General features: G+C 45.7%; 14 protein-coding genes and 2 pseudogenes. 1 reads left to right on the forward strand and 15 read right to left on the reverse strand.

What is annotated here, in order from left to right; translation table 11 throughout:
- The 6 genes and pseudogenes from NSA57_RS14840 to NSA57_RS19815 all read right to left on the reverse strand — a co-directional run.
- Positions 1 to 1053, reverse strand: coding sequence for a tyrosine-protein phosphatase (locus NSA57_RS14840; protein WP_147599646.1), 1053 nt, complete (start codon positions 1051 to 1053; stop codon positions 1 to 3).
- An 85-nt stretch (positions 1054 to 1138) separates the two neighbouring features.
- Positions 1139 to 2299 (reverse strand): M20 metallopeptidase family protein, encoded by a 1161-nt coding sequence (locus NSA57_RS14845; protein ID WP_147599545.1) that lies wholly within the window; start codon positions 2297 to 2299, stop codon positions 1139 to 1141.
- Positions 2299 to 4824 carry an FAD-dependent oxidoreductase gene (locus NSA57_RS14850; protein ID WP_257465255.1) on the reverse strand — a complete coding sequence of 842 codons (2526 nt, stop codon included), beginning with the start codon at positions 4822 to 4824 and terminating at the stop codon, positions 2299 to 2301. Before NSA57_RS14850 ends, NSA57_RS14845 begins: the two co-directional genes overlap by 1 nt.
- A 70-nt stretch (positions 4825 to 4894) precedes the next feature.
- On the reverse strand, positions 4895 to 5719 hold the full coding sequence (locus NSA57_RS14855; protein ID WP_257465256.1) for an HAD family hydrolase: 825 nt from the start codon (positions 5717 to 5719) through the stop codon (positions 4895 to 4897).
- A 56-nt stretch (positions 5720 to 5775) separates the two neighbouring features.
- Positions 5776 to 7044 carry a M18 family aminopeptidase gene (locus tag NSA57_RS14860; RefSeq protein ID WP_257465257.1) on the reverse strand — a complete coding sequence of 423 codons (1269 nt, stop codon included), beginning with the start codon at positions 7042 to 7044 and terminating at the stop codon, positions 5776 to 5778.
- Positions 7045 to 7198: 154 nt separating this feature from the next.
- A pseudogene (locus NSA57_RS19815) lies at positions 7199 to 7555 on the reverse strand (group II intron maturase-specific domain-containing protein); the annotation flags it as partial.
- Between the two features lie 803 nt (positions 7556 to 8358).
- Here NSA57_RS19815 and NSA57_RS14875 point away from each other — a divergent pair.
- Positions 8359 to 9327: pseudogene (locus tag NSA57_RS14875) on the forward strand (DDE-type integrase/transposase/recombinase).
- Positions 9328 to 9723: 396 nt separating this feature from the next.
- Here NSA57_RS14875 and NSA57_RS14880 read toward each other — a convergent pair.
- From NSA57_RS14880 to gltB, 9 genes are all read right to left on the reverse strand, one after another.
- Positions 9724 to 10938 (reverse strand): LL-diaminopimelate aminotransferase, encoded by a 1215-nt coding sequence (locus NSA57_RS14880; protein WP_257465260.1) that lies wholly within the window; start codon positions 10936 to 10938, stop codon positions 9724 to 9726.
- A 3-nt stretch (positions 10939 to 10941) separates the two neighbouring features.
- Positions 10942 to 12384, reverse strand: coding sequence for an Asp-tRNA(Asn)/Glu-tRNA(Gln) amidotransferase subunit GatB (gatB, locus tag NSA57_RS14885; RefSeq protein WP_257465261.1), 1443 nt, complete (start codon positions 12382 to 12384; stop codon positions 10942 to 10944).
- Positions 12381 to 13853, reverse strand: a complete 1473-nt coding sequence (gene gatA / locus NSA57_RS14890; RefSeq protein ID WP_147599541.1) for an Asp-tRNA(Asn)/Glu-tRNA(Gln) amidotransferase subunit GatA — start codon at positions 13851 to 13853, stop codon at positions 12381 to 12383. Before gatA ends, gatB begins: the two co-directional genes overlap by 4 nt.
- Before the next feature lie 12 nt (positions 13854 to 13865).
- Positions 13866 to 14159: an Asp-tRNA(Asn)/Glu-tRNA(Gln) amidotransferase subunit GatC gene (gene gatC, locus NSA57_RS14895; RefSeq protein WP_022066698.1), complete on the reverse strand. Its 294-nt coding sequence runs from the start codon at positions 14157 to 14159 to the stop codon at positions 13866 to 13868.
- A gap of 63 nt (positions 14160 to 14222) precedes the next feature.
- Positions 14223 to 15554 carry an aspartate--tRNA(Asn) ligase gene (gene aspS / locus NSA57_RS14900; protein ID WP_173753272.1) on the reverse strand — a complete coding sequence of 444 codons (1332 nt, stop codon included), beginning with the start codon at positions 15552 to 15554 and terminating at the stop codon, positions 14223 to 14225.
- Between the two features lie 53 nt (positions 15555 to 15607).
- A complete protein-coding gene (locus NSA57_RS14905) occupies positions 15608 to 16156 on the reverse strand; it encodes an ANTAR domain-containing response regulator (RefSeq protein WP_173753270.1) in 549 nt (182 codons plus the stop codon).
- Positions 16157 to 16203: 47 nt separating this feature from the next.
- The gene (locus NSA57_RS14910; protein ID WP_173753268.1) at positions 16204 to 17499 is read right to left on the reverse strand and encodes a glutamine synthetase family protein; all 1296 of its coding nucleotides are present in this window, start codon (positions 17497 to 17499) and stop codon (positions 16204 to 16206) included.
- Between the two features lie 165 nt (positions 17500 to 17664).
- A complete protein-coding gene (locus NSA57_RS14915) occupies positions 17665 to 19149 on the reverse strand; it encodes a glutamate synthase subunit beta (protein ID WP_257465262.1) in 1485 nt (494 codons plus the stop codon).
- A 10-nt stretch (positions 19150 to 19159) separates the two neighbouring features.
- On the reverse strand, positions 19160 to 23710 hold the full coding sequence (gltB, locus tag NSA57_RS14920; RefSeq protein ID WP_022066703.1) for a glutamate synthase large subunit: 4551 nt from the start codon (positions 23708 to 23710) through the stop codon (positions 19160 to 19162).
- Between the last annotated feature and the right edge of the window lie 2 nt (positions 23711 to 23712).

Raw genomic sequence — 23712 nt, forward strand, 5'->3', positions numbered from 1 at the left:
TTATACAAGATATTTATTTTTCAGGGTTTCAATTGCCTTAGGAGTCAGATAAAGCGCTTTTTTCAGAAAATGTTCCACAGAACCGAAATCCTTTTCAATTGTGTCAAAAACTGTGTCCAGATATTCCCCTTTGACCTTATAAAGAATCCGCACTTTGTCCATTACCTTACTGTCTACAATGGTTTTTGTTTCCAGATAACGGACCATATGCTGCATCTCCTCTTCCAGATAAAGATTTGTTTTCATAAAATCCTCACGGATGGTTTTTCTGGGAACCCCAAGAGCGCAGAGAAGCAGGGCGGTACCAATCCCCGCCCGGTCTTTTCCTGCACTGCAGTGCCACAGAACAGCGCCCTTCTCATGGTTCAGAAGGATATCCATAAAACGAGCATACTGCTTCACTGAATACTCGTCCCTGACAAAGCTGCGGTACTGATTATGTAAAAAATCATCGGGAAGCTGACCGGCTTCTGTAATCAGCTCCAGGAAACTTCCTGTCTGGGAAATCCCGGCCGTCTCTTCATCCACAATAGGAATCTCATGATAACGCACTCCCTCGATCACAGTATCCGGTTTTTCCAGGATCTCTTTCTGGGTTCTGAAATCAATCACTTCCGTAAGATGATATTCTTCTGTGAGGACATCCTGGTCTGTCAGAGAAATATGATAAAGACTGCCGCTTCTTAAAAGACGTCTGGGAAGAATATGTCTTCCGTCCTCTGTCATCAGCGCTCCCAGGTCTCTGGTATTCGGAAGACTCTGCAGGTGGATCCTGCCTCCTTTCGGAAAGCCCACCACAATGTCAGGATTCAGCGCTTTCAGAAGCTGTACACAGTCTCTTACTTCCCTGTCTGTCATATCAAATTTATAGCGTTTGCGTCTTCTGGTCACAACCACCAGATAACTGGTGCTGATCTGTTTCTGAGCGCCGCCTTCCACTCCTTCCTGTCTTTTATAAACCCACAGGATATCCCTGCATGGAAGATAGTTCATCATCATATGTCTGGCAAAGACCAGGTTTCCATCTTCAATCCTTATTTTCCCATATTTCATAATGATCCCCCCATTGCAGATTTCCGCCATGTTTTTCCATTGGCTTTTTCTCTCTTTCTCTTATTCCCTGTGATCTGTCGCAGGTTCAGCAGACTTTTCCCATTTTTTTTATCATCTGATAAACCGTTTCCAGACTGTACGGAAAAATATTTTCATCCAGCTCCATCTTCGGATGATGAAGCGGATATTCTTTTCCCGGAACTGCTGCCAGAAAAATCAAAAAGACTCCCCTTGTCCTCTGGAAGTAGCGATAGGCATTGTCTCCTGCCAGAAACAGTTCATCCTCTCCCTCAAGAATAAAACGCTCCCCGAATACCTCCTGACCGATTCCTGCTGCAAGCTCTGTAAACTCAGAATCGTTTGCAAAAGAAAGCACAGGTTCCTTTAAAAGACTCAGAGTGATCTTTGTTCCGGTTTCTTTTTCTGTATTTTTCAGACGTTCCTCCAGCAGACAATACAGTGCCTGAAAATCTTCTTCTCTGCAGGCCCTTATATTTCCGGTAAGCGTCATGGAATCTGCAATAATATTTCCGTATTCACCTCCGTGAGCCGTTCCGATTCCCACAAGACAGGGCGCATGTCCCTGATAGCTTTCGTTAAGGTCATGCACCTCCTGTATCACTCTGGCGCCTGCATAAATACTGTCAATTCCTTTATGAGCTTCACTCCAGTGGCTGGATTTTCCTTTTACCTCAATTCCGATTCCTGCAATCATAGCAGAAGCCTGGCCTTCGTGAACCGCCATTCCAAAGGGCATATCCACAGCAAAATGAAACATCAGAAAAGCATCTGCCGGACCGTCCAGGGCTCCTGCTTTTATCATCCTTTTTGCCCCTTCTCCGATTTCTTCTGCCGGCTCAAACAAAAATCTTACATTTACCGGAAATTCTTCTTTTTCCTCAGAAAGAATACCGCATAAAGTCAGCGCCACTGCCAGAATACCGTCATGTCCGCAGGCATGCATACGCCCCGGATTCACAGAGGCATATGGAAGCCCTGTCTTTTCTTCCATAGGAAGGCCGTCCATTTCTGCCCTTACCACCACAGTTTTTTTCCTTTTTTTCAGCTCAGGCAGTTCCGCGATCATTCCTGTAGGAAAAACCGGGGTAATTTCATACCCCAGTTTCTCCAGATAGCTTTTTATATATGCCGATGTTTCCTTTTCCTCAAGACCCAGCTCCGGATGCATATGAAAGTAATGCCTGTGCCGGAGAAGCTCTTCTTTATAGTTTTCCGCCTCTTTCATTAACTGAACATCTCTTTAAATGTTTTTTTCTGTTCCACTGCCTCTGTAACAAAAGCCATTTTTGAAGTATCGCCAATAAGAATAGCTCCGCAGAGACGGTTGTTCAGGAAATAATATTTCTCATACTGCTTCCGTCCCATGTCTTTAAATTCCACAGTTCTGTAAATAAGATTCGGATTTTTTCCATTATCTCCGATGGCATAAAGACCTGTGTTCATTCCGTGGAAAGAAAGTCCTGCTGAAACCGTAGTATATGTCAGCGCATCTCCTGCCGCATTGGCTCCTGCAACCTTTCCCTGTTCCAGAGCCTGAGGCCAGATGGCATAATTGATTCCTTCATATTCCGCGCAGTCTCCGCAGGCAAAAATATTCTCGTCACTGGTACTCATATCTGCATTTACCACAATGCCTCTGTTAATGTCAAGTCCTGCATTTTTTGCAGCTCCCACATTTGCGCGTACTCCTGCAGAAACAATCACCAGCTCTGCGGGAAATTCTCTTCCGTCAGCCAGTTTTACACCCGTTACAGAGCTTTCGCCCTCGATTGACGCAATCTGAACTCCTGCGTGAATGTCAATTCCATTACTCCTGCTGATGTCTGTAAGCATCTGGCTTGCGCCCTCATCAAGCTGGCGTCCCATGATCTGCGGCGCAGCCTCCAGAACAACCACCTGTTTGCGGTTTTTTTTCAGCTCCCAGGCGGCTTCCAGACCCAGAACGCCTCCGCCGATCACAACCACATTCTGTACTCTGTCCAGCATTGCCTCGATCTTTTCGATATCGCTCATACGGCGGATGGCAACAACCTCAGGCTTGTCCGTTCCCGGAATCGGAGGCACAAAGCATTCGGACCCCAGAGCGTAAATAAGCTTTGTATATTTCAATGCTGTTCCGTCCGAAAGTGTTATCTCTTTTTTATCTGTATGAATACCTGTTACTTCTTTTTCAAGGAGAAGGTGGATATTGTTCTCCTGATACCAGGCTTCCGGCTCAACCAGGATTTCTTTTGCATCCAGCTCCGCTACCATGGATTTTGTCAGCATAGGACGGTTGTACGTAGGATAAGCCTCATTTGAGATCATGATCACAGAGCCTGTTTTATCCCTTTCACGAATTGCTTTTGCCGCGCTTAATCCTGCCGCACCGTTTCCGAGGATCACATAAAAATGATCTGTATTTTTACGGAAGCTGCTTTCTTCTGCATCTACCGGCACAAAATTCTCTTTTCCCACACCGCAGACCGGGCAGACTTCCATGGATGAATCAAAGATCTCACCGCAGACAAGACATTTTACCAGTGTGCGTGAACCTTTTTTCTTCGGATTCTCTTTTTTCTGAAGAATGCATCCGAAATTATATCCGTATTCATAGGCATCCAGAAGATTGTTTTCGCCTGGTTTAAAACGAATCTTCAGACCATCTACAACCTTCATGCGAAGCTGTTTCAGTCTCTCGATAATATGAGGAACTCCCTCGCCGCTCCATCCGTAGCTTCCAAAGGCGCTTGCCAGCTTTCCGCCGTGTGTTCCGGCAAATATGGAGGTAGTCAGATCCCAGATTGGTTTTAAGGCCTCTCCTACGATTGTGGGAGTACCGAACAGAATACCGTCTGCAAAGCCCAGTTCCTCCAGCACCTTGTCCTGGTCAGCTTCCACAAGGTCATAGCTTCTGACATCAATATCGCCGCTGTCCTGAATACCTCTTGAAATTTCTTCGGCAAGCTGCTTCGTATAACCATATGCGCTTACATAAGGAATAATGACTGTTTTTTTCCGGTTGGGATTTACAACCGTACACCAGTCCTCATAAATGTTATACATACGGTCGATATTTTCATCGATCACCGGTCCGTGTCCCGGGCAGATCATGGATACATCAAGCTGACGTACCTTGTCCAGAGCCTTTAGCATAAACGGCTTAAAGGGTCCGATAATACAGTCAAAATAATATTTTGTAGCACGCATATAGCCTTCCTGATCTGTGACCTTGCTGGCAAGAACATCATGGAAACCATAATGAGAACCAAAAGAGTCGCAGGTTACAAGAAGCTGTTCTTCTTCAATATAAGTATACATGGTATCCGGCCAGTGAAGATTGGGAACTACAAGGAAGCGGAGAGTTTTTCCGCCGATTTCCATAGTCTGATTATCTTTTACAGCAATGGAAGTAAAATCATGATTTACAATTTCTTTCAGAAATCCAATGGCGCAGCCTGTAGCTACGATTTTCATCTGAGGGCTGTACTCCAGAAGTCTTCCAATACTTCCTGCATGATCCGGCTCTGTATGATCCACGATCAGATAATCAATTTTTGTTACATCAATAATTTCTTTCAGCTTGTCAAGATATTCGTCAAAAAATTTCTCTTTGGCTGTCTCAAAAAGGACGACCTTGTCTCCGGCTTTCCATACATAGGAATTATAGGTAGTTCCAAATTCCGTATACATGATAATATCAAATACCCGAAGATTATCATCCACAATTCCTGCCCAGTAAAAACCATCGCGTAATTCAAGCGTTTTCATCCAAATTCCCTCACTTTCCAGTAAATTATTCTGTTTCTCTCTTTCAGACGAAAAGCATACTCTCTGTCTGTCAGAATCTGCTTCCTGTTCCGATCAGTCCCAGCTTTTCCAGCCCGTTTTTTATTCCATAATGGAACATATCCGTGGTAATATGATCTGCCAGCTCTTTGATCTTCTGTGAGGCATTTCCCATTGCCACCTTTGTTGCCGCATATTCAAACATGGAAAGGTCATTATTGCTGTCTCCAAAGACAACCGTATCCTCCCATGGAATATTGTAGATTCTGCACACCGCAGCTATTCCCGCAGCTTTGCTGCAGCCCTTTGGTATCAATTCCACTGTTGTCCCCACAAAAGAATTATTTTCATGACGGATCACATCGTAGTAGGCGGACAGCTCTTTCAGAGCCTGCTCTGCATTACAGCCTTCTTTCATTTTTGCACTGATCTTATTGATCCTCATAGACTTTTCATTGCCTTTAATGGGACGCCACTTTGGTCCAAGAGCTTCCGTGATAAGATCCCGGTACCAGTTTACTTCCAGTGTATACTCATCCTTGTCATAATACATAAAATCCGCCCCTTCCATTACCGGGACCAGACCGTATCTGCGCAGGATTTTTACAGAAAGCTCTGCAACTTCAGAAGACATCTCCTTGTTAAACAGCCGCTGGCCGTTTTTTTCTATGGTAGCGCCACAGGCGCTGATCATTCCGGTAAAAGGGATCTGTTCCAGATATCCCGGAACAAACGCCCTGCTTCTTCCTGTACACAGCCATGCCTCATGTCCGTTTCTCACAAGCTGTGTAATGGCTCTTACCGCGCTGTCCGGAACTCCCTTCTCTATATCGCAGACAGTACCATCCGCATCAAAAAATACCGCTTTTTTATTCATTTTTCCTCGTCTGTCTTTCTTTTATGCTGTTATTTTCAAAATCAGCCTGTATTCTTTTACGCAAAAAACAGTTCTGCTGCTTTTACCAGACTGTAGGTGTCCATCACTCCGGCTGTCTCATAAGGAGAATGCATAGCAAGCTGAGGAAGTCCGATATCTACCGTGCTTACCGGCACCTGAGTATTGGAAATATTTCCCAGAGTAGAACCGCCTGCTATGTCGGAACGGTTTACAAATGTCTGGTACGGAACCTCTGCTCTCGCGCAAATTTCTTTAAATACTGCTGCTGATACAGCATCTGTACAATATTTCTGGTTTGCATTATATTTAATGACAATTCCGCCGTTCAGAACCGGATGGTTCACCGGGTCAGACTGATCTGTATAATTCGGATGAAGAGCATGAGCATTGTCTGCTGAGATCATAAAGCTGTCTGCCAGGCACATCAAATATTCTTCATAGGTCCTTCCCAGGCCGGAATTGATGCGCAGCAGTGTATCCTTCAGAAATGCAGAAGCTGCCCCCTGTCTGGTTCCGCTTCCCACTTCCTCATTGTCAAGAACACAATGTACAGCAATGCTCTCTTTTTTGCCGCCTGAAAGAAAGCCTTCCAGAGATGCAAAAGCGCACTGAAGATCATCCAGTCTTCCTGCTGAAACAAATTCCCGTTCAGCCCCCCATACGGTTCCCTGAACCCGGTTGTACAGAAACAGGTCATGCCCTAAAATATTTTCCTCACTGGTTCCTGCTGCCTCTGCGATCAGTTTTCCAAATGGCTCTTTGGTTCCTGCTGTTCCATACAGAGGAAGAAGATCCTTCTGCGGATTATAGGCATATCCGGAATTTACTTCCCTGTTCATATGAATGGCAAGGCTGGGGATCATAAGAAGATTTCTGTCAATGTCTACCAGTTTTTCTTTCAGCTCTCCGTTTTCCCGGACAACCACTCTTCCTGCCACGGAAAGAGGACGGTCAAACCACGGAGACATAAGCATTCCTCCGTATTTTTCCACATTCAGCTTTACATAAGCCTTTTCCACTGTGATCTCAGGATTTTCTTTAATCTTAAAAGTCGGAGAATCGCTGTGACTTGCCATAATGTGAAAGCTGTACGGCGCTTTTTCCGGAATGGAAAAAGCGATCAGCGCTGAATTGTTTCTTGTAACCATATAATTTCCGCCGGGGGTCAGGCTCCACAGTTCTTTTTCGGAAAGCTCCTGAAAGCCATTGCCAGCCAGTGTTTTTTTCATTGTATCCACTGCATGAAAAGCAGTTGGACTTTTTCTGATAAATTCAAGTAATTTCTCTGCTGTTTCGTAATACATTTCTACTTACCCCTTTATCTTTTGACTCCTTTCTATTATACGGTAAAATTCACAGTAACGCAATGAAAACCTGGTTTCTTCAATCGAGTAGGAGGGGAAATATTATTTCCCCGACCTCTCACACCACCGTGCGTACCGTTCGGTACACGGCGGTTCAATCAACTTCACAAGTAACACACCTTTCGGTGTAGTAATCTAACATTGAGACTAGTCCAAATGAGGCTAGTCTTTTATTGCTTATTGCAATCTGTAGGTCTCCGCATCGGGCGGGTCTCGCATAGCCATGTATATATGCTGTTTTCCATGCGCTCCATTGTGGCACACCTAGCTTAATCAGATTCTTTGCTCTGTTTTGTGGAGTTTTCCAATGTTTCCAAATGCACATACGAAGTCTGTATCTGATGTTACCGTCAAGTTTCTGGCAGAGTTTCTTCATACTACCTATCTTGAAGTAGTTAATCCAACCTCTGATAAGCTGATTAAGTTTCTCAACCTTGCAGCTGTTTGTTATCAGTCACTTTATAACAAACCGATCTTTCAATTTTCATGCAAAATAAAAGAGGTCCTGATATAAAGGAATCTGACGTATTTTTCATCAGATTGTTTTATCCTGAGACCTCTTGTATTATCATATGGTTTTGTAACCACGAAATAAAAAGCAGAAACCTCCCCGACCAAAGTTCGATTCCTGCTTTTACCCAAACATAGCTTACGCTACATTTATGCATACCTATGATAACAGTTTATACAGGAAACTACAACCTTATTTCTCAGGATTTTTACAATAAAACTATTGATTCTCTTGATCTGAACCTTATTTCATGTACCTGTGGCCACTCCGGCTGTCTCATCCGTTATGGTTCTTACAAACGCAACGTCCAGCTTACTGACCGTGTCCTCTCACTTTCTGTCGTTCGTGTGTACTGCAAGGCCTGCGGGCATACCCATGCGCTGTTACTTTCATCCATGATCCCTTATTCACTGATCCCTCTGATTCTGCACGTCCGTCTGATTCATGCTTATGAGCATGAAATCGGATTCCGGAACATACTGGCAGAGCAGTACCTCGTGGATGAAAACAACCTGAAATCCATCATCCGGAACTACCGCTTACATTGGAAACAGCGGCTGCTCTCCATGAGGCTTCCTTTCCCTGATATCCCCAGCCTGGTCTCAGCATGCTTTTCCCTCTTTTCCAGACAGTTCATGCAGATTAAATCAACCTCCAATAAACTTTTTTCCTGCCAACATAACCTTACACGACAGGTCCTGTTTTATCCCTTATCCTTAAGAAAAAGGAGGTATATAAAACTTATGAAGCAGGAAAAACAACAGGAAGTCGCCCTGATGCGCTATGGTGCCATCGCACCTATCATTGCGGGACTTGATGAACGTTATCCAAGCAAAACCGCTTTTTTCGCAGAAATCTCTGCAAAAGGACTTATGGGGCCAGATGGAACTGCGGCAGACACCAAACAGGGATATGCGCCGCTACGAACGCCCCCATATCAACGAAGTCTGGTGTGGGGATAGCAGTGTCGGTCCCCGTCTTACGACGCCTGATGGCAAAAAACACCGGATCTATATCATTGCACTGATCGATGATGCCAGCCGGTTCATTACCGGGATCGATGTGTTCTACAATGATAACTTTATCAACCTGATGTCGGTCATGAGATCAGCCATAGCAAAGTATGGGCGCCCCAAGATTTTCAACTTTGATAATGGAAAATCTTATAAGAACAAACAAATGGAACTCCTTGCCGCAAGGATCGGCACCACACTCAGTTACTGCCAGCCATACACGCCAACCGGAAAAGCCAAGATTGAGCGCTGGTTCCGGACCATGAAGGATCAGTGGATGGCCTCCCTTGATATGCGGGATTTCCATTCACTGGAAGAACTGAGGGGAAGCCTGCATGCTTTTGTCCAGAGATACAACCAAGCCCCACATTCATCCCTTCGCGGGCTGTCCCCACTGGACCGTTTCTTTTCAGAGCCGGAACAGATCCGGAGACTTTCAGAGGAAAGCCTCCGGCAGGATTTCCTTCTGGAGATTGAACGCCGGGTATCTGCTGACAGTGTGATCGTCATCGACCAGATCGAATACGAAGTGGATTACCGTTTTGCACGGCAGCGTATCCGCCTTCGCTATTCCCCGGATATGAAAGAGATCTTCATTGTGGAAACTGACGGGATGCTGACTCCGATCCGGCTTCTCAACAAAACGGAAAACGCATTGATAAAAAGAAAAAAGTACGCTTATGCAAAGGAGACGAATGATTATGGATTACACTGCAAGATACGGAACGGATTGGAATTCAATCCTTTCCTGAAAAACTCAAAGGAAGTACTCGTGGAAACACAAGAATACAAATTTGCTGAATAACACACGCTCTTTCCTCTCATCTATCCGCCACATTTACTCGTACTTCCAGCAACCTTTGGACTTCATCTTCTTTTGCAGACTTATCCTTATTTCCGAGCCTCATATGTGATTTCTGTCCGTCGGACCAAGAGTTTGCCTACAGCTTCCACCTCACGATGGACACCCTTGCTGTTCGGCTATACACTTCCTCGTTGCCTAGGCGTGTTCGGGACTTTCACCCATTAGAGCGCGCCCATGGCGCGCAAACAAAAAGCTGCAGGTCATATACAGACCAGCAGCCTTCTGTTTCTTTAAATCTGTGTTATACGATGGATTGCTTCCTGTGTGGTTTCGTAGGAACCAAATGCTGTCAAACGAAAAAAGCCTTCTCCATGAGCGCCGAATCCGGATCCTGGAGTACCCACTACATGCGCATTTCTCAGAAGATGATCAAAAAACTCCCAGGAGGACATCTGATCCGGTGTTTTCAGCCAGATATAAGGAGCATTCACTCCTCCGGAGACGGAATATCCGGCTTTTTTCAGTTCACTGTAGATATAATGGGCATTTCTCATATAATATGCCACCTGTTCCCGAAGCTGTTTTTTTCCTTCCTGAGAATACACCGCCTCTCCGGCTCTCTGAACAATGTAAGGAGCTCCATTAAACTTGGTTCCATGACGTCGTGCCCATAACCTGTGAAGCGACACTCCATCGCGAACCAGTTCCCGGGGTATCACCGTAAATCCAAGACGCACACCGGTAAATCCGGCATTTTTTGAAAAGCTGCGCAGCTCAATCGCACAGGTTCTTGCCCCGTTGCATTCATAAATACTGTGAGGGATATCTGTTTCCGTAATATACGCCTCATAAGCTGCATCATAAATAATCACTGCACCTGTACGATTGGCATAGTCCACCCATTCCTGAAGCTTTTCCTTGGTAATGGCAGCGCCGCTTGGATTGTTCGGAAAACAAAGATAGATCAGATCCGGCACTTCTTCCGGAATCTCGGGAAGGAATCCATTGGATTCCAGACAGGGCATATAGATCACTCCGTCAAAATTTTCCTTTTCTTTGTTATAAGCCCCGGTCCTTCCCGCCATCACATTGGTGTCCACGTAAACCGGATAAACCGGATCACAGACAGCCACCTTATTATCTGCCCCAAAGATCTCCTGGATATTTCCGGAATCGCTTTTTGCTCCGTCAGAAATAAATATCTCATCTGCTGAAATGTTACATCCTCTGTCTTTGTAGTCATTCTTTGCAATGGCATCTCTCAAAAATTCATAGCCCAGATCCGGTGCATACCCCCGGAAAGTTTCCTGATGTGCCATTTCATCCACTGATCTGTGAAGACTTTCAATAATTGCCGGGGCAAGAGGCTGTGTCACATCTCCAATTCCAAGGCGAAGGATTCTGGCTTCCGGATTTTCCTTTTGAAAAGTGGACACTTTTCCGGCAATTGTGGAAAACAGATAACTGCCCGGCAGTTTCAGATAGTTTCTATTTACTGTTACCATATTCTATCTCCTGTTCTTGTTTATTTCTTCCGTAAGGGCGTCCCTTACCGCCTCAGGGCTTGCTGTACCCTTCAATTCTCTCATCATCTGACCTACAAAAAAACCGAATACTTTATCCTTACCTCCCAGAAGCTCTGAAAAAGGACCCGGATTCTCTGCAAGAACCTTCTGAACCACACGCTGCATAAGATCGTCATTCTGCACGATCCCCAGACCATGCTCCCGGACAAAAACTTCCGGTTCTGTATCTTCGTTAAAGATATGCTCAAATACCTTTTTTGCATTGGCAGGGCTGACCTTCTTTTCCTCTACCATATAAATCAGCCGTGCAAGGTGTTTCGGCGAAAAACAAACCTTTTCCGGTTCTGTACCGTATTCTTTTATCAGGCGAAGAACTTCCCCCATAAACCATGCTGCTGTCCTTTTGGGATTCTGACTGAGTTCTGCTGTTTTTTCAAAAAGATCAGCCAGATGTGCCGATTCCGTCAAAACTCTGGCATCATAATCGGAAAGTCCCATCTCATCCTGATATATCTGCTGCTTTTCTTCCCGCAGCTGTGGCTGCGTATTACGGATTCTCTGAATCCATTCATCTGAAATATGAACCGGCGGCAGATCCGGATCCGGAAAATATCGATAATCCTTAGCGTCTTCCTTTGATCTCATGGCACGAGAGCTTTCTTTATTGTCGTCCCACCGCCTTGTCTCCTGAATTACCGGCCTTCCCATTTCAAGAAGCTCGATCTGTCTCTCCCGTTCAGCTTCAATCGCTCTTGTGATGGCTTTGAAAGAATTCAGGTTCTTCATCTCTGTTCTGGTTCCCCAGACATCGCTTCCTGACTCACAGACAGAAAGGTTGACATCTGCACGCATGGAACCTTCCTGAAGCTTACAGTCCGAAATTCCAAGATACTGCATCATACAGCGAAGTTTATCCAGATATGCAATAACCTCCTCAGCGCTTCTCATATCCGGTTCGGAAACAATCTCGATCAGAGGTACTCCGCTTCTATTATAATCTACCAGTGAACAGTCTTCCCATTCGTCATGGATCAGTTTACCAGCATCTTCTTCCATATGTATTTCATGGATCCTGATCTTTTTCTTTCCGGCTGAGGTTTCAATCTCTATCCATCCATCATGACACAACGGCAGATAGAGCTGTGATATCTGATAATTCTGCGGATTGTCAGGATAAAAATAATTTTTCCGGTCAAATTTGCATAGTTGATTGATCTGACAATTTGCCGCAATTCCGGCTTTCAGTGCAAATTCCACCACCTGACGGTTCAGAACCGGAAGAGAACCGGGCATCCCGGCACATACCGGACAGGTATGGGTATTTGGCTCTCCGCCAAATTCCGTAGAACAGCCGCAGAAAATTTTGGTTTTTGTGGCAAGCTCTATATGAACCTCCAGTCCGATCACGGTCTTATACTGTCTCATACCTCTGTGCCTCCTTTTTCTGCTGATGGAAATTTCCCCCGTGCATTTTCAAATACAGCCGCTGACCGGATCAGCGTATTTTCTCCAAAACAAGGGCCAATCATCTGAAATCCTACGGGCAGCCCTTTTCTGTCAAAGCCACCCGGAAGGGAAATGGCAGGAAGGGCGCAGAGATTTACTGCTACTGTATAAATATCACCCAGATACATGGTAAGAGGATCTTTCAGGCTTTCTCCCAGCTTTGGAGCCGTATGGGGAGCCGCCGGAGCAAGAATCACATCATACTTCTCAAAGGCCTGGTCAAATTCTTTTTTAATCAGAGCTTTTGCCTTTAATGCTTTCAGATAATAAGCGTCATAATAACCGGAGCTCAAAACAAATGAGCCCAGCATGATTCTGTTTTTTACCTCTTTTCCGAACCCCTGCGTTCTTGTTTTTCTGTACATATCATGAAGTCCCTGATATTCTGCCGCACGAAATCCATACTTTACACCGTCAAATCTTTCCAGATTGGAGCTTGCTTCTGCACAGGCAATGATATAATATGCCGGGATTACATATTCCGTGGTTTTCATTGAAAAAAATTCCACTTCAGCTCCCAGTTCCTCCAAAAGCTTCAGAGAAGCAAGAAAAACCTTGCGGACTCCTTCTTCCATTCCCTCTGCCATATATTCTTCAGGAACGCCAAACCGCATTCCCTTCAGATCTTTCCCTGAAGTCAGCCCAGGTTTCGGAAGTTCTCTCCTGAGAGAAGTGCTGTCCTTTGGATCATATCCGGCAATTACCTGAAGGAGAGCAGCACAGTCTTCTGTATTTTTTCCCACAGGACCAATCTGATCAAGAGAAGACGCATATGCCACCAGACCATATCGGGATACGGTTCCATAGGTTGGCTTGATTCCGGTCACTCCGCAAAAAGCGCTGGGCTGACGAATGGAACCGCCTGTGTCGGATCCAAGAGCCATATATGCCTCTCCGGCCGCAACTGCCGCACAGGAACCCCCTGATGAACCGCCCGGTACATGCTCTGTATTCCACGGATTTGCCGTAACACCAAAAGCAGATGTTTCTGTTGTACTTCCCATGGCAAATTCGTCCATATTCGTTTTTCCTATGAGGATCATTCCTGCCTGTTCCAGACGGTCGATCACCTCAGCCTGATATGTAGGAATAAAATTTTCCAGTATTCCGGATGCACAGGTTGTCTTTTTACCTCTGATACAGATATTATCCTTTACCGCGATCGGTACTCCTGCCAAAGGACCTGTATAGATTCCCTGCTCAATTCCTTTCTGAACCTGCTCTGCCCTCTTATATGCGTCCTCTTCATAAAGATCCAAGTATGCATGAATTTTCTTTTCTTTTTTTCTGATCTGGTGAAACACACTTTCTACACTGTCTGAAACGCAGATCTTTTTTCCCCTGATATTACGGGACAGTTCCAGTGCAGTCATCTGGCTTAATTCCATTTATGTCACTTCCTATCCTATTGTCTTCGGCACATGATACTGGCCGTCTTTTGTTCTTGGCGCATTAAACAGCATGGCAGTTTTCTGGTTTTCATTTACGATTTCATCCTCACGGAACACATTCTCACTGCCAAAAATATGGGACATAGGCTCTGTACCTTCTGTATCCAGCTGATCCAGCTTCTCTACATAGGTAAGCATTTTCTGCATTTCCGCCCGTGCGGCCTCCCGTTCTTCCTCTTCCAGAGAAAGCTTTGCAAGAAGGCAGACATTTTCCATTGTTTCATCATCTATGATCTTTGCCATGGATATTCCTCTTTTCTGCTTTTTGATTCCCTGTTAACCTGAAATATTTTTCCTGTATCCGGATCAGGGTTCCAGACGGTTCATGTCTCTTGGAAACAAACAGGCTTCACGGACATTTTCCTCTCCCAGAAGCTGCATCGTCAGCCGTTCCAGGCCAATCCCCAATCCGCCATGAGGCGGCATACCATGTTTAAAAGCATCCAGATACTGTTCCATGCCTTCTTCTTCCATCCCTCTGTCTGCAATCTTGGCGGTAAGCTGCTGATAATCATGAATGCGCTGTCCTCCAGTTGTAACCTCAAGACCACGGAACAAAAGATCAAAGCTCAGCGTAAAACGCGGATCTGCCGGATCATCCATTGCATAAAACGGCCGCTTTTTTGACGGGTAATGAGTGACAAATACAAAATCAGAATTATATTCTTCCTTAAAATACCTTCCGATCAGAGCTTCCTCCTCCGGTTCCAGATCGTAAGGATTGCGGACGGGCCTGTTATATTTTTCTGAAACAAGTTCTTTTGCCTTCTCAAACTGTACTGCCGGAATCCTGTCTACATTTGGAAGCTCCAGTTTCAATAAAGACAGTTCTTTATCATAACTTTTTTTTAAAAGAGCCATGGCATATTGAAGATATCCGGTTTCCATGGACATGATTTCCTGAAAGCTGTCTATATATCCCATTTCCAGATCCAGACTGGTATATTCGTTTAAGTGACGTTTGGTATTGTGCTTTTCCGCCCGGAATACAGGACCTGTTTCAAACACTCTGTCAAATACTCCCACCATCATCTGTTTATAAAACTGCGGACTTTGCGCCAGAACAGCCGGCTTATGAAAATAACTCAGTTTAAAAACATTTGCTCCGCCCTCTGCTCCTCTGGCTCCTAATTTTGGGGTATGGATCTCTGTAAAACCATGTTCATAAAGATAATCCCGAAAAGCTCTCACAAGAGCCTCCTGAATCCTGAATTTGGAACGTTCCCTGATATTTCGAAGCGCAACGGAACGCATATTCAGCTTTGACTCAAGCGAAGTATTCAGTTTCCATTTGTCTATGGCAAGAGGCATAGATTCTACCGGGAAAGACAATATCTTCACACCTGTGATCCTCAGTTCCCGTCCATGAGGAGCCCGCTCCTCTTTTTTCAGAATTCCTTTCACCTGTACAGTCATTGCTTCTTTCAGCTGATGAACTGAACAGTCCGGAATTTTATTTTCCAGAACAGTCTGAAACAGCCCCTCTCTTTTTCTCAATATTATAAAAGCCACATCGCCCATATTTCGGATGCTGTGAACGGCTCCTTCAATCACTGCTTCCCGGTCCAGCAGGGAAGTACTCATAAGCTCATCCCAGTCCGTACTGTTTTTTTTCCATTTCCCATCCGTATATTCCATATCCTCATCCTCCATTACGTCAGTGGCTTATTATTTTTTCATGTTACTCCTCGTTATTCCTCAAAAAACAGCATCAGGATCATCTGGGCTGTTTCCACCATGTTCGTTCCTGAATCCATACTGCATTTCTGTATATAGCGATATGCTTCCTCCTCACTGAGGTGGTTTCTCTGCATCAGGATCAGTTTTGCATTGGAAATATAATTCTGCTCTTTCCAGCTTCTGTTCTTGTTTTTTTTCTTTTCTTTCCTTCTGCGTCGTTCCTGCTGAGTCAGCATCATATGAACAGTATTAATCAGATCGCAGGTCTTGACAGGCATTTCCACACAGAGGACAGAATCCGGTACCTGGCATATAAACCCTGCCGATGCCAGCAGGAGCATTTCAAATCCCTCCGGCATACATTCCTTAATCTCCAGATATCCTGTATCAGAAAGCCGGCGTCCACATATCAGCACACCATTTCCAAGCTCCGATAAATAAGAAAGAGCGCCTGATCCGGAACTGCTCACTGCCGCCACCGAAAAACCATGCCGTTCCAGAACCGCACGCAGCTTCTTTGCGTCTTCAATTTTCGGTAATGCGATCACAATGCTGTCCATATGTTCCTCTCCTTAATCCTTCCAAAACCCGGATTCCTTTTTACGGGCTACAGACGGTACAAATACTCCTCAACCTCCCAGTCTGTTACCTGCCGCGTATATCTCAGCCATTCTTTTTTCTTAGACTCCACATAAATCCTGCAGAAATCCTCTCCCAGGATTTCTCTGATCCAGGAACTGTTTTCAAAAATATCGATTGCTTCTTTCAAAGTCTCCGGAAGACAGTCCGGATTCTCCGTTTCCCCCGCTTTCAGAGGAACCAGCCGTTTTCGAATACCGTCCATCCCTGCTGCCAGGCATACCGCCAGCACAAGATAAGGATTTGCCGCAGCATCCGGGCTCCTCAGTTCTACCATGGACTCCTGTCCTCTGAAAAACGGGATCCTTACAAGAGATTTCTGATCTGAATCTGTCCAGGTAAGTTCAGTAGGCGCCCCGTATCCGGGAACCAGGCGCTTGTAAGAATTCACCAGCGGATTGGTGATCAGCGCCATTTCTCTGCTGTGTGCAAGAAGACCTCCTGCAAAATAAAATGCCGCATCACTGATTTTCCCCGGTGTCTCCTTACACTCAAAAATATTCTGTCCGTCTTTTACAAGAGAAAATTTCAGATGCATACCGGAACCATTAAACTCTGATCTGGGCTTTGGCATAAAAGTTGCATGGAGTCCATGGCGTCTGGCAACTGTACGGACTGCCATCTTAAAAGTCATGACACAGTCGGCGATCCTGCCCGCTTCCCCGTATCTGAAATCAATTTCATGCTGTGCCGGTGCTTTTTCATGGTGGGAGGATTCTACCTCCACCCCCATATCTTCCAAAGTAAGAACCATGTCTCTCCGTGCGTTTTCTCCAAGATCCAGAGGACTCACATCCAAATATCCTGCCTGCTCATGACTGACAGTAGTGGGAATTCCATTATCGTCTGTATGAAACAGAAAAAACTCACATTCCGGATCTGCAAAAAACGTATATCCTTCTTCTCCTGCTTTTTCCAGATTCTGCTTCAGGATATATCGTGAACTGTTCTTATACGGTGTACCGTCTGCACAGTAGAGGTCACACAGAAATCTGGCCACCTTTCCCTGCTGAGGCCGCCAGGGAAGGATTGCAAACGTATCAAGATCCGGGTAAAGAAACATTTCTGCCTCATTCTCCATACATTCACCTGTTATCAGTGTCCAGTCTACTCTGCATCTGTTATCCAGTACCCGCGGAAGTTCTCTGGATGTCACTGCGATATTTTTAATAACACCAAACATATCTGTAAACTGAAGGCGGATAAATTCCACATCCTCTTCTTCAACCAGCTGTAATATTTCCTTTCTGGAATAATTCCCCATGTTATTCTCTCCTTAATCGCTAAATTAAAAAAGGCGCACTTCCAACAGTATCCCCATTGAAAGAACGCCTTTGTTCATGCAGGTATTATAGCAATGTGTTTTTCCTTTGTCAACAAATTCCTGAAGAAGATCTCCTATAAACTTTCGACAAAATTCTTCACAGAATCAGAGATTGGTATATCCCATCAGAGATTCATCCACAGCTCTGGCAGCCTCTCTTCCTTCCCGGATTGCCCAGACAACAAGAGACTGTCCTCTGCGCATATCTCCTGCTGCAAATACACGGGGAACCGTCGTAGCATAGCCGTCCGGAGCCGTCTCCACATTGGTTCTTTCATTTACCGCTACCTGAAAAGCATCTGTCACATATTTCTGGCTTCCCAGAAATCCGGCTGCGATCAGAACCAGATCGGCAGTGATCACTTTCTCCGTTCCCTCGGCCGGAATCATGATCATCCTTCCTGTTTTTTCATCCCTTTTACTTTGCAGTCCAACTGTCTTTGCCTTGCAAATATTCCCTTTTTTGTCGGCAATAAACTCTGTAACCGTTGTCTGGTATACTCTTGGATCCTTTCCAAAGACAGCAATGGCCTCTTCCTGTCCATAGTCGGTTTTCAGAACTCTCGGCCACTGTGGCCACGGATTATCAGCAGCTCTTTCAGCCGGAGGCTTCGGCATCATTTCCAGCTGTGTAACAGATTTGGCTCCCAGACGGATCACTGTTCCCACACAGTCGTTTCCGGTATCGCCTCCGCCTATCACAAGAACATGCCTGTCTCTGGCCATCTCATATGGTATCTTTGTAAAATCACTGTCCAGAAGAGCTCTGGTTACTGTTCCCAGGAAATCTACGGCAAACCATATTCCCTTTGCGTCTCTTCCCGGCACTCTGATATCTCTGGGAGACGAAGCTCCGCAGGTCAGAAGTACTCTGTCATACGTTTTCAGAAGCTCCTCTGCTTTGACATCTTTTCCCACGTCTGTCTTTACTTTAAAGATTACACCTTCTTCTTCCATCAGACGGATTCTGCGGTCTACTACAGATTTTTCCAGCTTCATATTTGGAATTCCATACCGCAGCAGACCTCCGGGACGATCGCTTCTTTCATAAACAACCACCGTATGTCCTCTCCGGTTCAGCTCCTGCGCCGCTGCAAGACCGGCTGGTCCGCTTCCTACGATTGCAACTGTTTTTCCGGTACGAACCTTTGGTTTCTGAGGCTTCACCCAGCCTTCTGCAAATGCGGTTTCAATAATGGCTCTTTCGTTTTCTTTGGTTGCCACCGGCTCTCCGTCCAGATTGCAGGTACAGGCAGCCTCACAGAGAGCCGGACACACTCTGGACGTAAATTCCGGAAAGCTGTGTGTCTTGGTCAGCCTTAAATAAGCCTGTTTCCAGTTCCCTGTGTATACCAGATCATTTATCTCTGGCACCAGATTGTGCAGAGGACAACCGGAAGTCATTCCTGCGATCATTGCGCCTGACTGGCAGAAGGGAACGCCGCAGGCCATACAGCGTGCTCCCTGCAGTCTTTGTTTTTCGAGGCTTAAAGGGAAACGAAATTCATGAAAGTCCGCAATTCTCACCTTAGGAGCCAGTACCTTTGCATTTTCTCTTTTATATTCCAAAAATCCTGTTGGTTTTCCCATAGCTTCCTCCTTAATGTTTTACTCCGATACTTTCATAAAAAGCTTCCATTTGTGCCTGTTCACCGGTAAGACCTTTTTCTTCAAGCTTGGCGCTTAAAGTAAGCATCCTTTTATATTCATCCGGAATCAGCTTTTTAAAATGAGGAAGATAATATGCAAAGTTATCCAGAATTTTTTTACCAAGCTCTGACCCAGTCGCCTTCACATGGGCCTCGATCAGATTCCTCAGCTCCTGTCTGTCATATTTATTTTCCACCTGTTCGATAGAGATCATCGCTTTATTGATATTCCGGTAAAGCATGTTCTCTGTATCCAGTACATAAGCGATGCCGCCGCTCATACCCGCCGCAAAGTTTTTGCCGGTCTTTCCAAGAACCACAACCCGGCCTCCGGTCATGTATTCGCAGCCGTGCTCGCCTACACCCTCTACCACAGCGCAGGCCCCGGAATTTCTCACTGCAAACCGTTCTCCGGCCACGCCGTTGATAAAGGCGGTTCCGCTTGTGGCGCCGTAAAGAGCCACATTTCCCACAATAATATTTTCTTCTGCCTTATATCCGGCCTTTTCCGGAACTTTTACGATCAGCCTGCCGCCGGACAGCCCCTTGCCAAAATAATCATTGCTGTCACCGGTAAGACAAAGCGTCAGACCTTTTGGGATAAACGCTCCAAAACTTTGTCCGCCGGCACCTTTGCAGTTGATTACAATGGAATCATCCGGAAGACCTGCTGGGTTCTGTCTGGTAATTTCTGCTCCCAGGATTGTTCCAAATGTACGATCTGTATTGGTCACTTCCACGTTTAATTCCGCCTTTGTTCCGCCGGAGACAGCCCGAATACATTTTTTCAGAAGAATTTTTTCATCTAACGTTTTTTCCAGTTCAAAATTATAAACAGCCCTGGAATCAAAGGTCACCTTCTGTGTTTTGCCTGTGTAAGGATTATCCAGGATAGCGCTCAGGTCTACTTTTCCGATATGCGGTTCGTCAGCCCTGTCCGCCGCCTTGAGAAGATCACTTCTTCCTACCATCTCGTCAACGGTACGCACGCCCAGTCTGGCCATATATTCCCGCAGCTCTTCTGCAATAAATTTCATGAAATTTTCCACATATTCAGGTTTTCCCCGGAAACGCTTCCGAAGCTCCGGATTCTGTGTAGCTACACCTACAGGACAGGTATCCAGATTGCAGACTCGCATCATCACACAACCCATGGTTACAAGAGGCGCTGTGGCAAATCCAAATTCCTCTGCTCCTAAAAGCGCCGCAATGGCAACGTCACGTCCGCTCATGAGCTTTCCGTCTGTTTCAATACGCACCCGACTGCGAAGTCCGTTTTTCAGAAGTGTCTGGTGAGTTTCACTAAGTCCCAGTTCCCATGGAAGTCCCGCATTGTGTATGGAGCTTCTGGGGGCAGCTCCAGTTCCTCCATCGTATCCGGAGATCAGAATAGTCTGGGCTCCTGCCTTGGCCACTCCGGCAGCTACTGTTCCTACTCCCGCCTCTGATACAAGTTTTACCGAAATATCCGCAAATTTATTTGCATTTTTCAGATCATAGATCAGCTGGGCCAGATCTTCAATGGAGTAAATGTCATGATGCGGCGGAGGGGAGATCAGACTTACTCCGGGAGTGGAATGGCGGGTTTTTGCAACCCATGGATAAACCTTCTTTGCCGGAAGGTGTCCGCCCTCGCCCGGTTTTGCCCCCTGCGCCATCTTGATCTGGATTTCTTTTGCCGATACAAGATAACGGCTGGTCACGCCAAATCGTCCGCTGGCAACCTGTTTGATGGCAGAACAGCGGTCATCCGCCGATCCGGAGGAAGCAATCCTCTCCTCACTTTCCCCGCCTTCACCTGTGTTGGACTTTCCATGAAGATGATTCATTGCAATAGCAAGGGTCTCATGGGCTTCCTGTGAAATGGAACCATAAGACATGGCGCCTGTCTTGAAGCGCTTCACAATCTCCTCAACGCTTTCCACCTCATCCAGAGGGACTGGATTTTCTGAATAAACAAAATCCATCAGTCCCCTTAAAGATCCGTGATTCTCCTTATCTACCAGTTTTGTATACTCTTTAAACATCTCATAGCTTCCGCATTTTGCAGACTGTTGGAGTAAATGAATGGTTCTTGGATTATAGCGATGCTCTTCTCCCTGACTGCGCATTTTGTGCGCACCCACACTGTCAAGAGTCAGATCCGTATTCAGCCCCAGAGGGTCAAAGGCTTCCGAATGGAGTTTTTCCACATTTTCCTCAATATCCTCCAGAGTAATACCACCGATCCGGCTTACGGTTCCGGTAAAATACTTATCGATCACCTCTTTGGAGATACCTACCGCCTCAAAGATCTGGGATCCCTGGTAGGACTGGATCGTGGAGATTCCCATTTTAGACGCAATCTTTACGATTCCACTCAGTACTGCATGATTATAGTCTTCTACTGCCGCATAATAGTCCTTGTCCAGCATGTGATTATCAATCAGCTCCCGGATGGTTTCCTGGGCAAGATACGGATTGACTGCACTTGCACCATATCCCAGAAGAGCAGCAAAATGATGAACCTCTCTGGGCTCTCCGGATTCTACGATAATAGCCAGAGAAGTACTTTTCTTGGTTTTTACCAGATGCTGATGCACCGCGGAAACTGCCAGAAGAGACGGGATCGCCATATGGTTCTCATCTACTCCCCGGTCTGAAAGCACCAGAATATTGGCGCCTTCCCGGAATACCTTGTCCACCTCCACAAAAAGACGATCCATTGCCCGCTCCAGTCTGGTGCTCTTATAATAGAGAGTCGATACAACGGCGGACCGCAGGCCTTCCTGCTTCAGATTTTTGATCTTCAGCATATCCGTATTGGTCAGGATCGGGTGCAGGATTTTCAGGACACGACAGTTTTCCGGCTGCTGCACCAGAAGATTTCCGTCCTTTCCTGCATAAACACTGGTAGATGTAACAATTTCCTCACGGATAGCATCAATGGGAGGATTTGTCACCTGTGCAAAAAGCTGTTTAAAATAATCAAACAAAGGGCGGTGTTCTCTGGACAGAACCGCAAGAGGGGTATCAGCTCCCATGGCTCCGATGCTTTCCGCTCCATTTAACGCCATATTTCTGATGGAAGTCCGGTACTGCTCATAGGTATAGCCGAAAGCCTTCTGAAGCCTCGCCCTCTGCTCCTCTGTATATTCCTCCACACGGACATTGGGGATTTTGATATCTTTCAGACGTACCAGATTGCTGTTCAGCCACTCTCCGTACGGCTGCGCTTTGGCATATTTTTCTTTCAGCTCATTATCGTCGATCACCTTGCCCTGAACCGTATCTACCAGAAGGATTTTTCCCGGATGGAGGCGCTCCTTCAGAACAATATTTTCTTCCGGTACCGGAAGCACACCTACCTCAGAAGAAAGGATCATATATCCGTCAGAAGTAATATAATATCTGGAAGGACGAAGACCGTTTCTGTCAAGAACTGCGCCCATTACATCTCCATCCGAAAACAGAATAGAAGCCGGGCCGTCCCAGGGTTCCATCATTGTCGCATAGTACTGATAGAAATCCCTTTTTTCCTGGGAAATTGTATCATTGTATGCCCAGGGTTCCGGAATCGTGATCATAACCGCAAGAGGAAGCTCCATACCGCTCATAACAAGAAATTCCAGTGTGTTGTCAAGCATGGCGGAATCAGAACCGTTTCGGTTCACCACCGGAAGTACCTTGTGAAGTTCTCCTTTCAGATAGGGAGATTCCATGTTTTCCTCTCTTGCCAGCATCTTGTCTGCATTTCCACGGATGGTATTGATCTCTCCGTTATGAACAATAAAGCGGTTTGGATGTGCTCTTTCCCAGCTGGGATTGGTATTGGTACTGAACCGTGAATGGACCATTGCAATGGCGGATTCATAATCCTTATTCTGAAGATCCGCAAAGAAAGTCCGAAGCTGCCCCACCAGAAACATTCCTTTATACACAATGGTCCTGCTGCTCATGGACACCACATAGGTATTATCATTGCTCTGTTCAAATTCCCGACGGGCAATATAAAGCCTCCGGTCAAAACTGATTCCGGCTTCCACATCCTGGGGTTTCCGTATAAATGCCTGCATGATACAGGGCATACATTCTCTTGCCTTACTTCCCAGAACCTCCGGAAATACCGGAACCGTCCTCCAGCCCAGAAGCTTCAGATCTTCCTTTTCAAGAATAATCTCAAACATTTTTTTCGCCTGTGCACGGCGGATCTCATGCTGCGGAAAAAACAGCTGGGCAATTCCATATTCCCTTTCTCCGCCAATATCAAATCCCTCTTTTTTGCATACTTTTTTAAAAAATTTATGGGAAATCTGCAGAAGGATCCCTACTCCGTCACCAGTCTCGCCTTCTGCATCCTTTCCTGCACGATGTTCCAGATGCTCTACAATCCTCAGGGCATTGGCAACTGTTTCATGTGTTTTTTTGCCTTTAATATTTACTACTGCACCGATACCGCAGTTATCATGTTCAAACTCCCGGCGATAAAGCCCCTGTTGTTCTTCCTTTCTCACTTCTTTCATAA

Source organism: Blautia caecimuris (assembly GCF_024622975.1).
Classification (GTDB): domain Bacteria; phylum Bacillota; class Clostridia; order Lachnospirales; family Lachnospiraceae; genus Blautia_A; species Blautia_A caecimuris.

Excerpts from the sequence above, each read along its gene's own strand:
- NSA57_RS14840 (WP_147599646.1), bottom strand. The coding sequence starts at position 1,053 with ATGAAATATGGGAAAATAAGGATTGAAGATGGAAACCTGGTCTTTGCC.
- NSA57_RS14845 (WP_147599545.1), bottom strand. The coding sequence starts at position 2,299 with ATGAAAGAGGCGGAAAACTATAAAGAAGAGCTTCTCCGGCACAGGCAT.
- NSA57_RS14850 (WP_257465255.1), bottom strand. The coding sequence starts at position 4,824 with ATGAAAACGCTTGAATTACGCGATGGTTTTTACTGGGCAGGAATTGTG.
- NSA57_RS14855 (WP_257465256.1), bottom strand. The coding sequence starts at position 5,719 with ATGAATAAAAAAGCGGTATTTTTTGATGCGGATGGTACTGTCTGCGAT.
- NSA57_RS14860 (WP_257465257.1), bottom strand. The coding sequence starts at position 7,044 with ATGTATTACGAAACAGCAGAGAAATTACTTGAATTTATCAGAAAAAGT.
- NSA57_RS14880 (WP_257465260.1), bottom strand. The coding sequence starts at position 10,938 with ATGGTAACAGTAAATAGAAACTATCTGAAACTGCCGGGCAGTTATCTG.
- gatB (WP_257465261.1), bottom strand. The coding sequence starts at position 12,384 with ATGAGACAGTATAAGACCGTGATCGGACTGGAGGTTCATATAGAGCTT.
- gatA (WP_147599541.1), bottom strand. The coding sequence starts at position 13,853 with ATGGAATTAAGCCAGATGACTGCACTGGAACTGTCCCGTAATATCAGG.
- gatC (WP_022066698.1), bottom strand. The coding sequence starts at position 14,159 with ATGGCAAAGATCATAGATGATGAAACAATGGAAAATGTCTGCCTTCTT.
- aspS (WP_173753272.1), bottom strand. The coding sequence starts at position 15,554 with ATGGAATATACGGATGGGAAATGGAAAAAAAACAGTACGGACTGGGAT.
- NSA57_RS14905 (WP_173753270.1), bottom strand. The coding sequence starts at position 16,156 with ATGGACAGCATTGTGATCGCATTACCGAAAATTGAAGACGCAAAGAAG.
- NSA57_RS14910 (WP_173753268.1), bottom strand. The coding sequence starts at position 17,499 with ATGGGGAATTATTCCAGAAAGGAAATATTACAGCTGGTTGAAGAAGAG.
- NSA57_RS14915 (WP_257465262.1), bottom strand. The coding sequence starts at position 19,149 with ATGGGAAAACCAACAGGATTTTTGGAATATAAAAGAGAAAATGCAAAG.
- gltB (WP_022066703.1), bottom strand. The coding sequence starts at position 23,710 with ATGAAAGAAGTGAGAAAGGAAGAACAACAGGGGCTTTATCGCCGGGAG.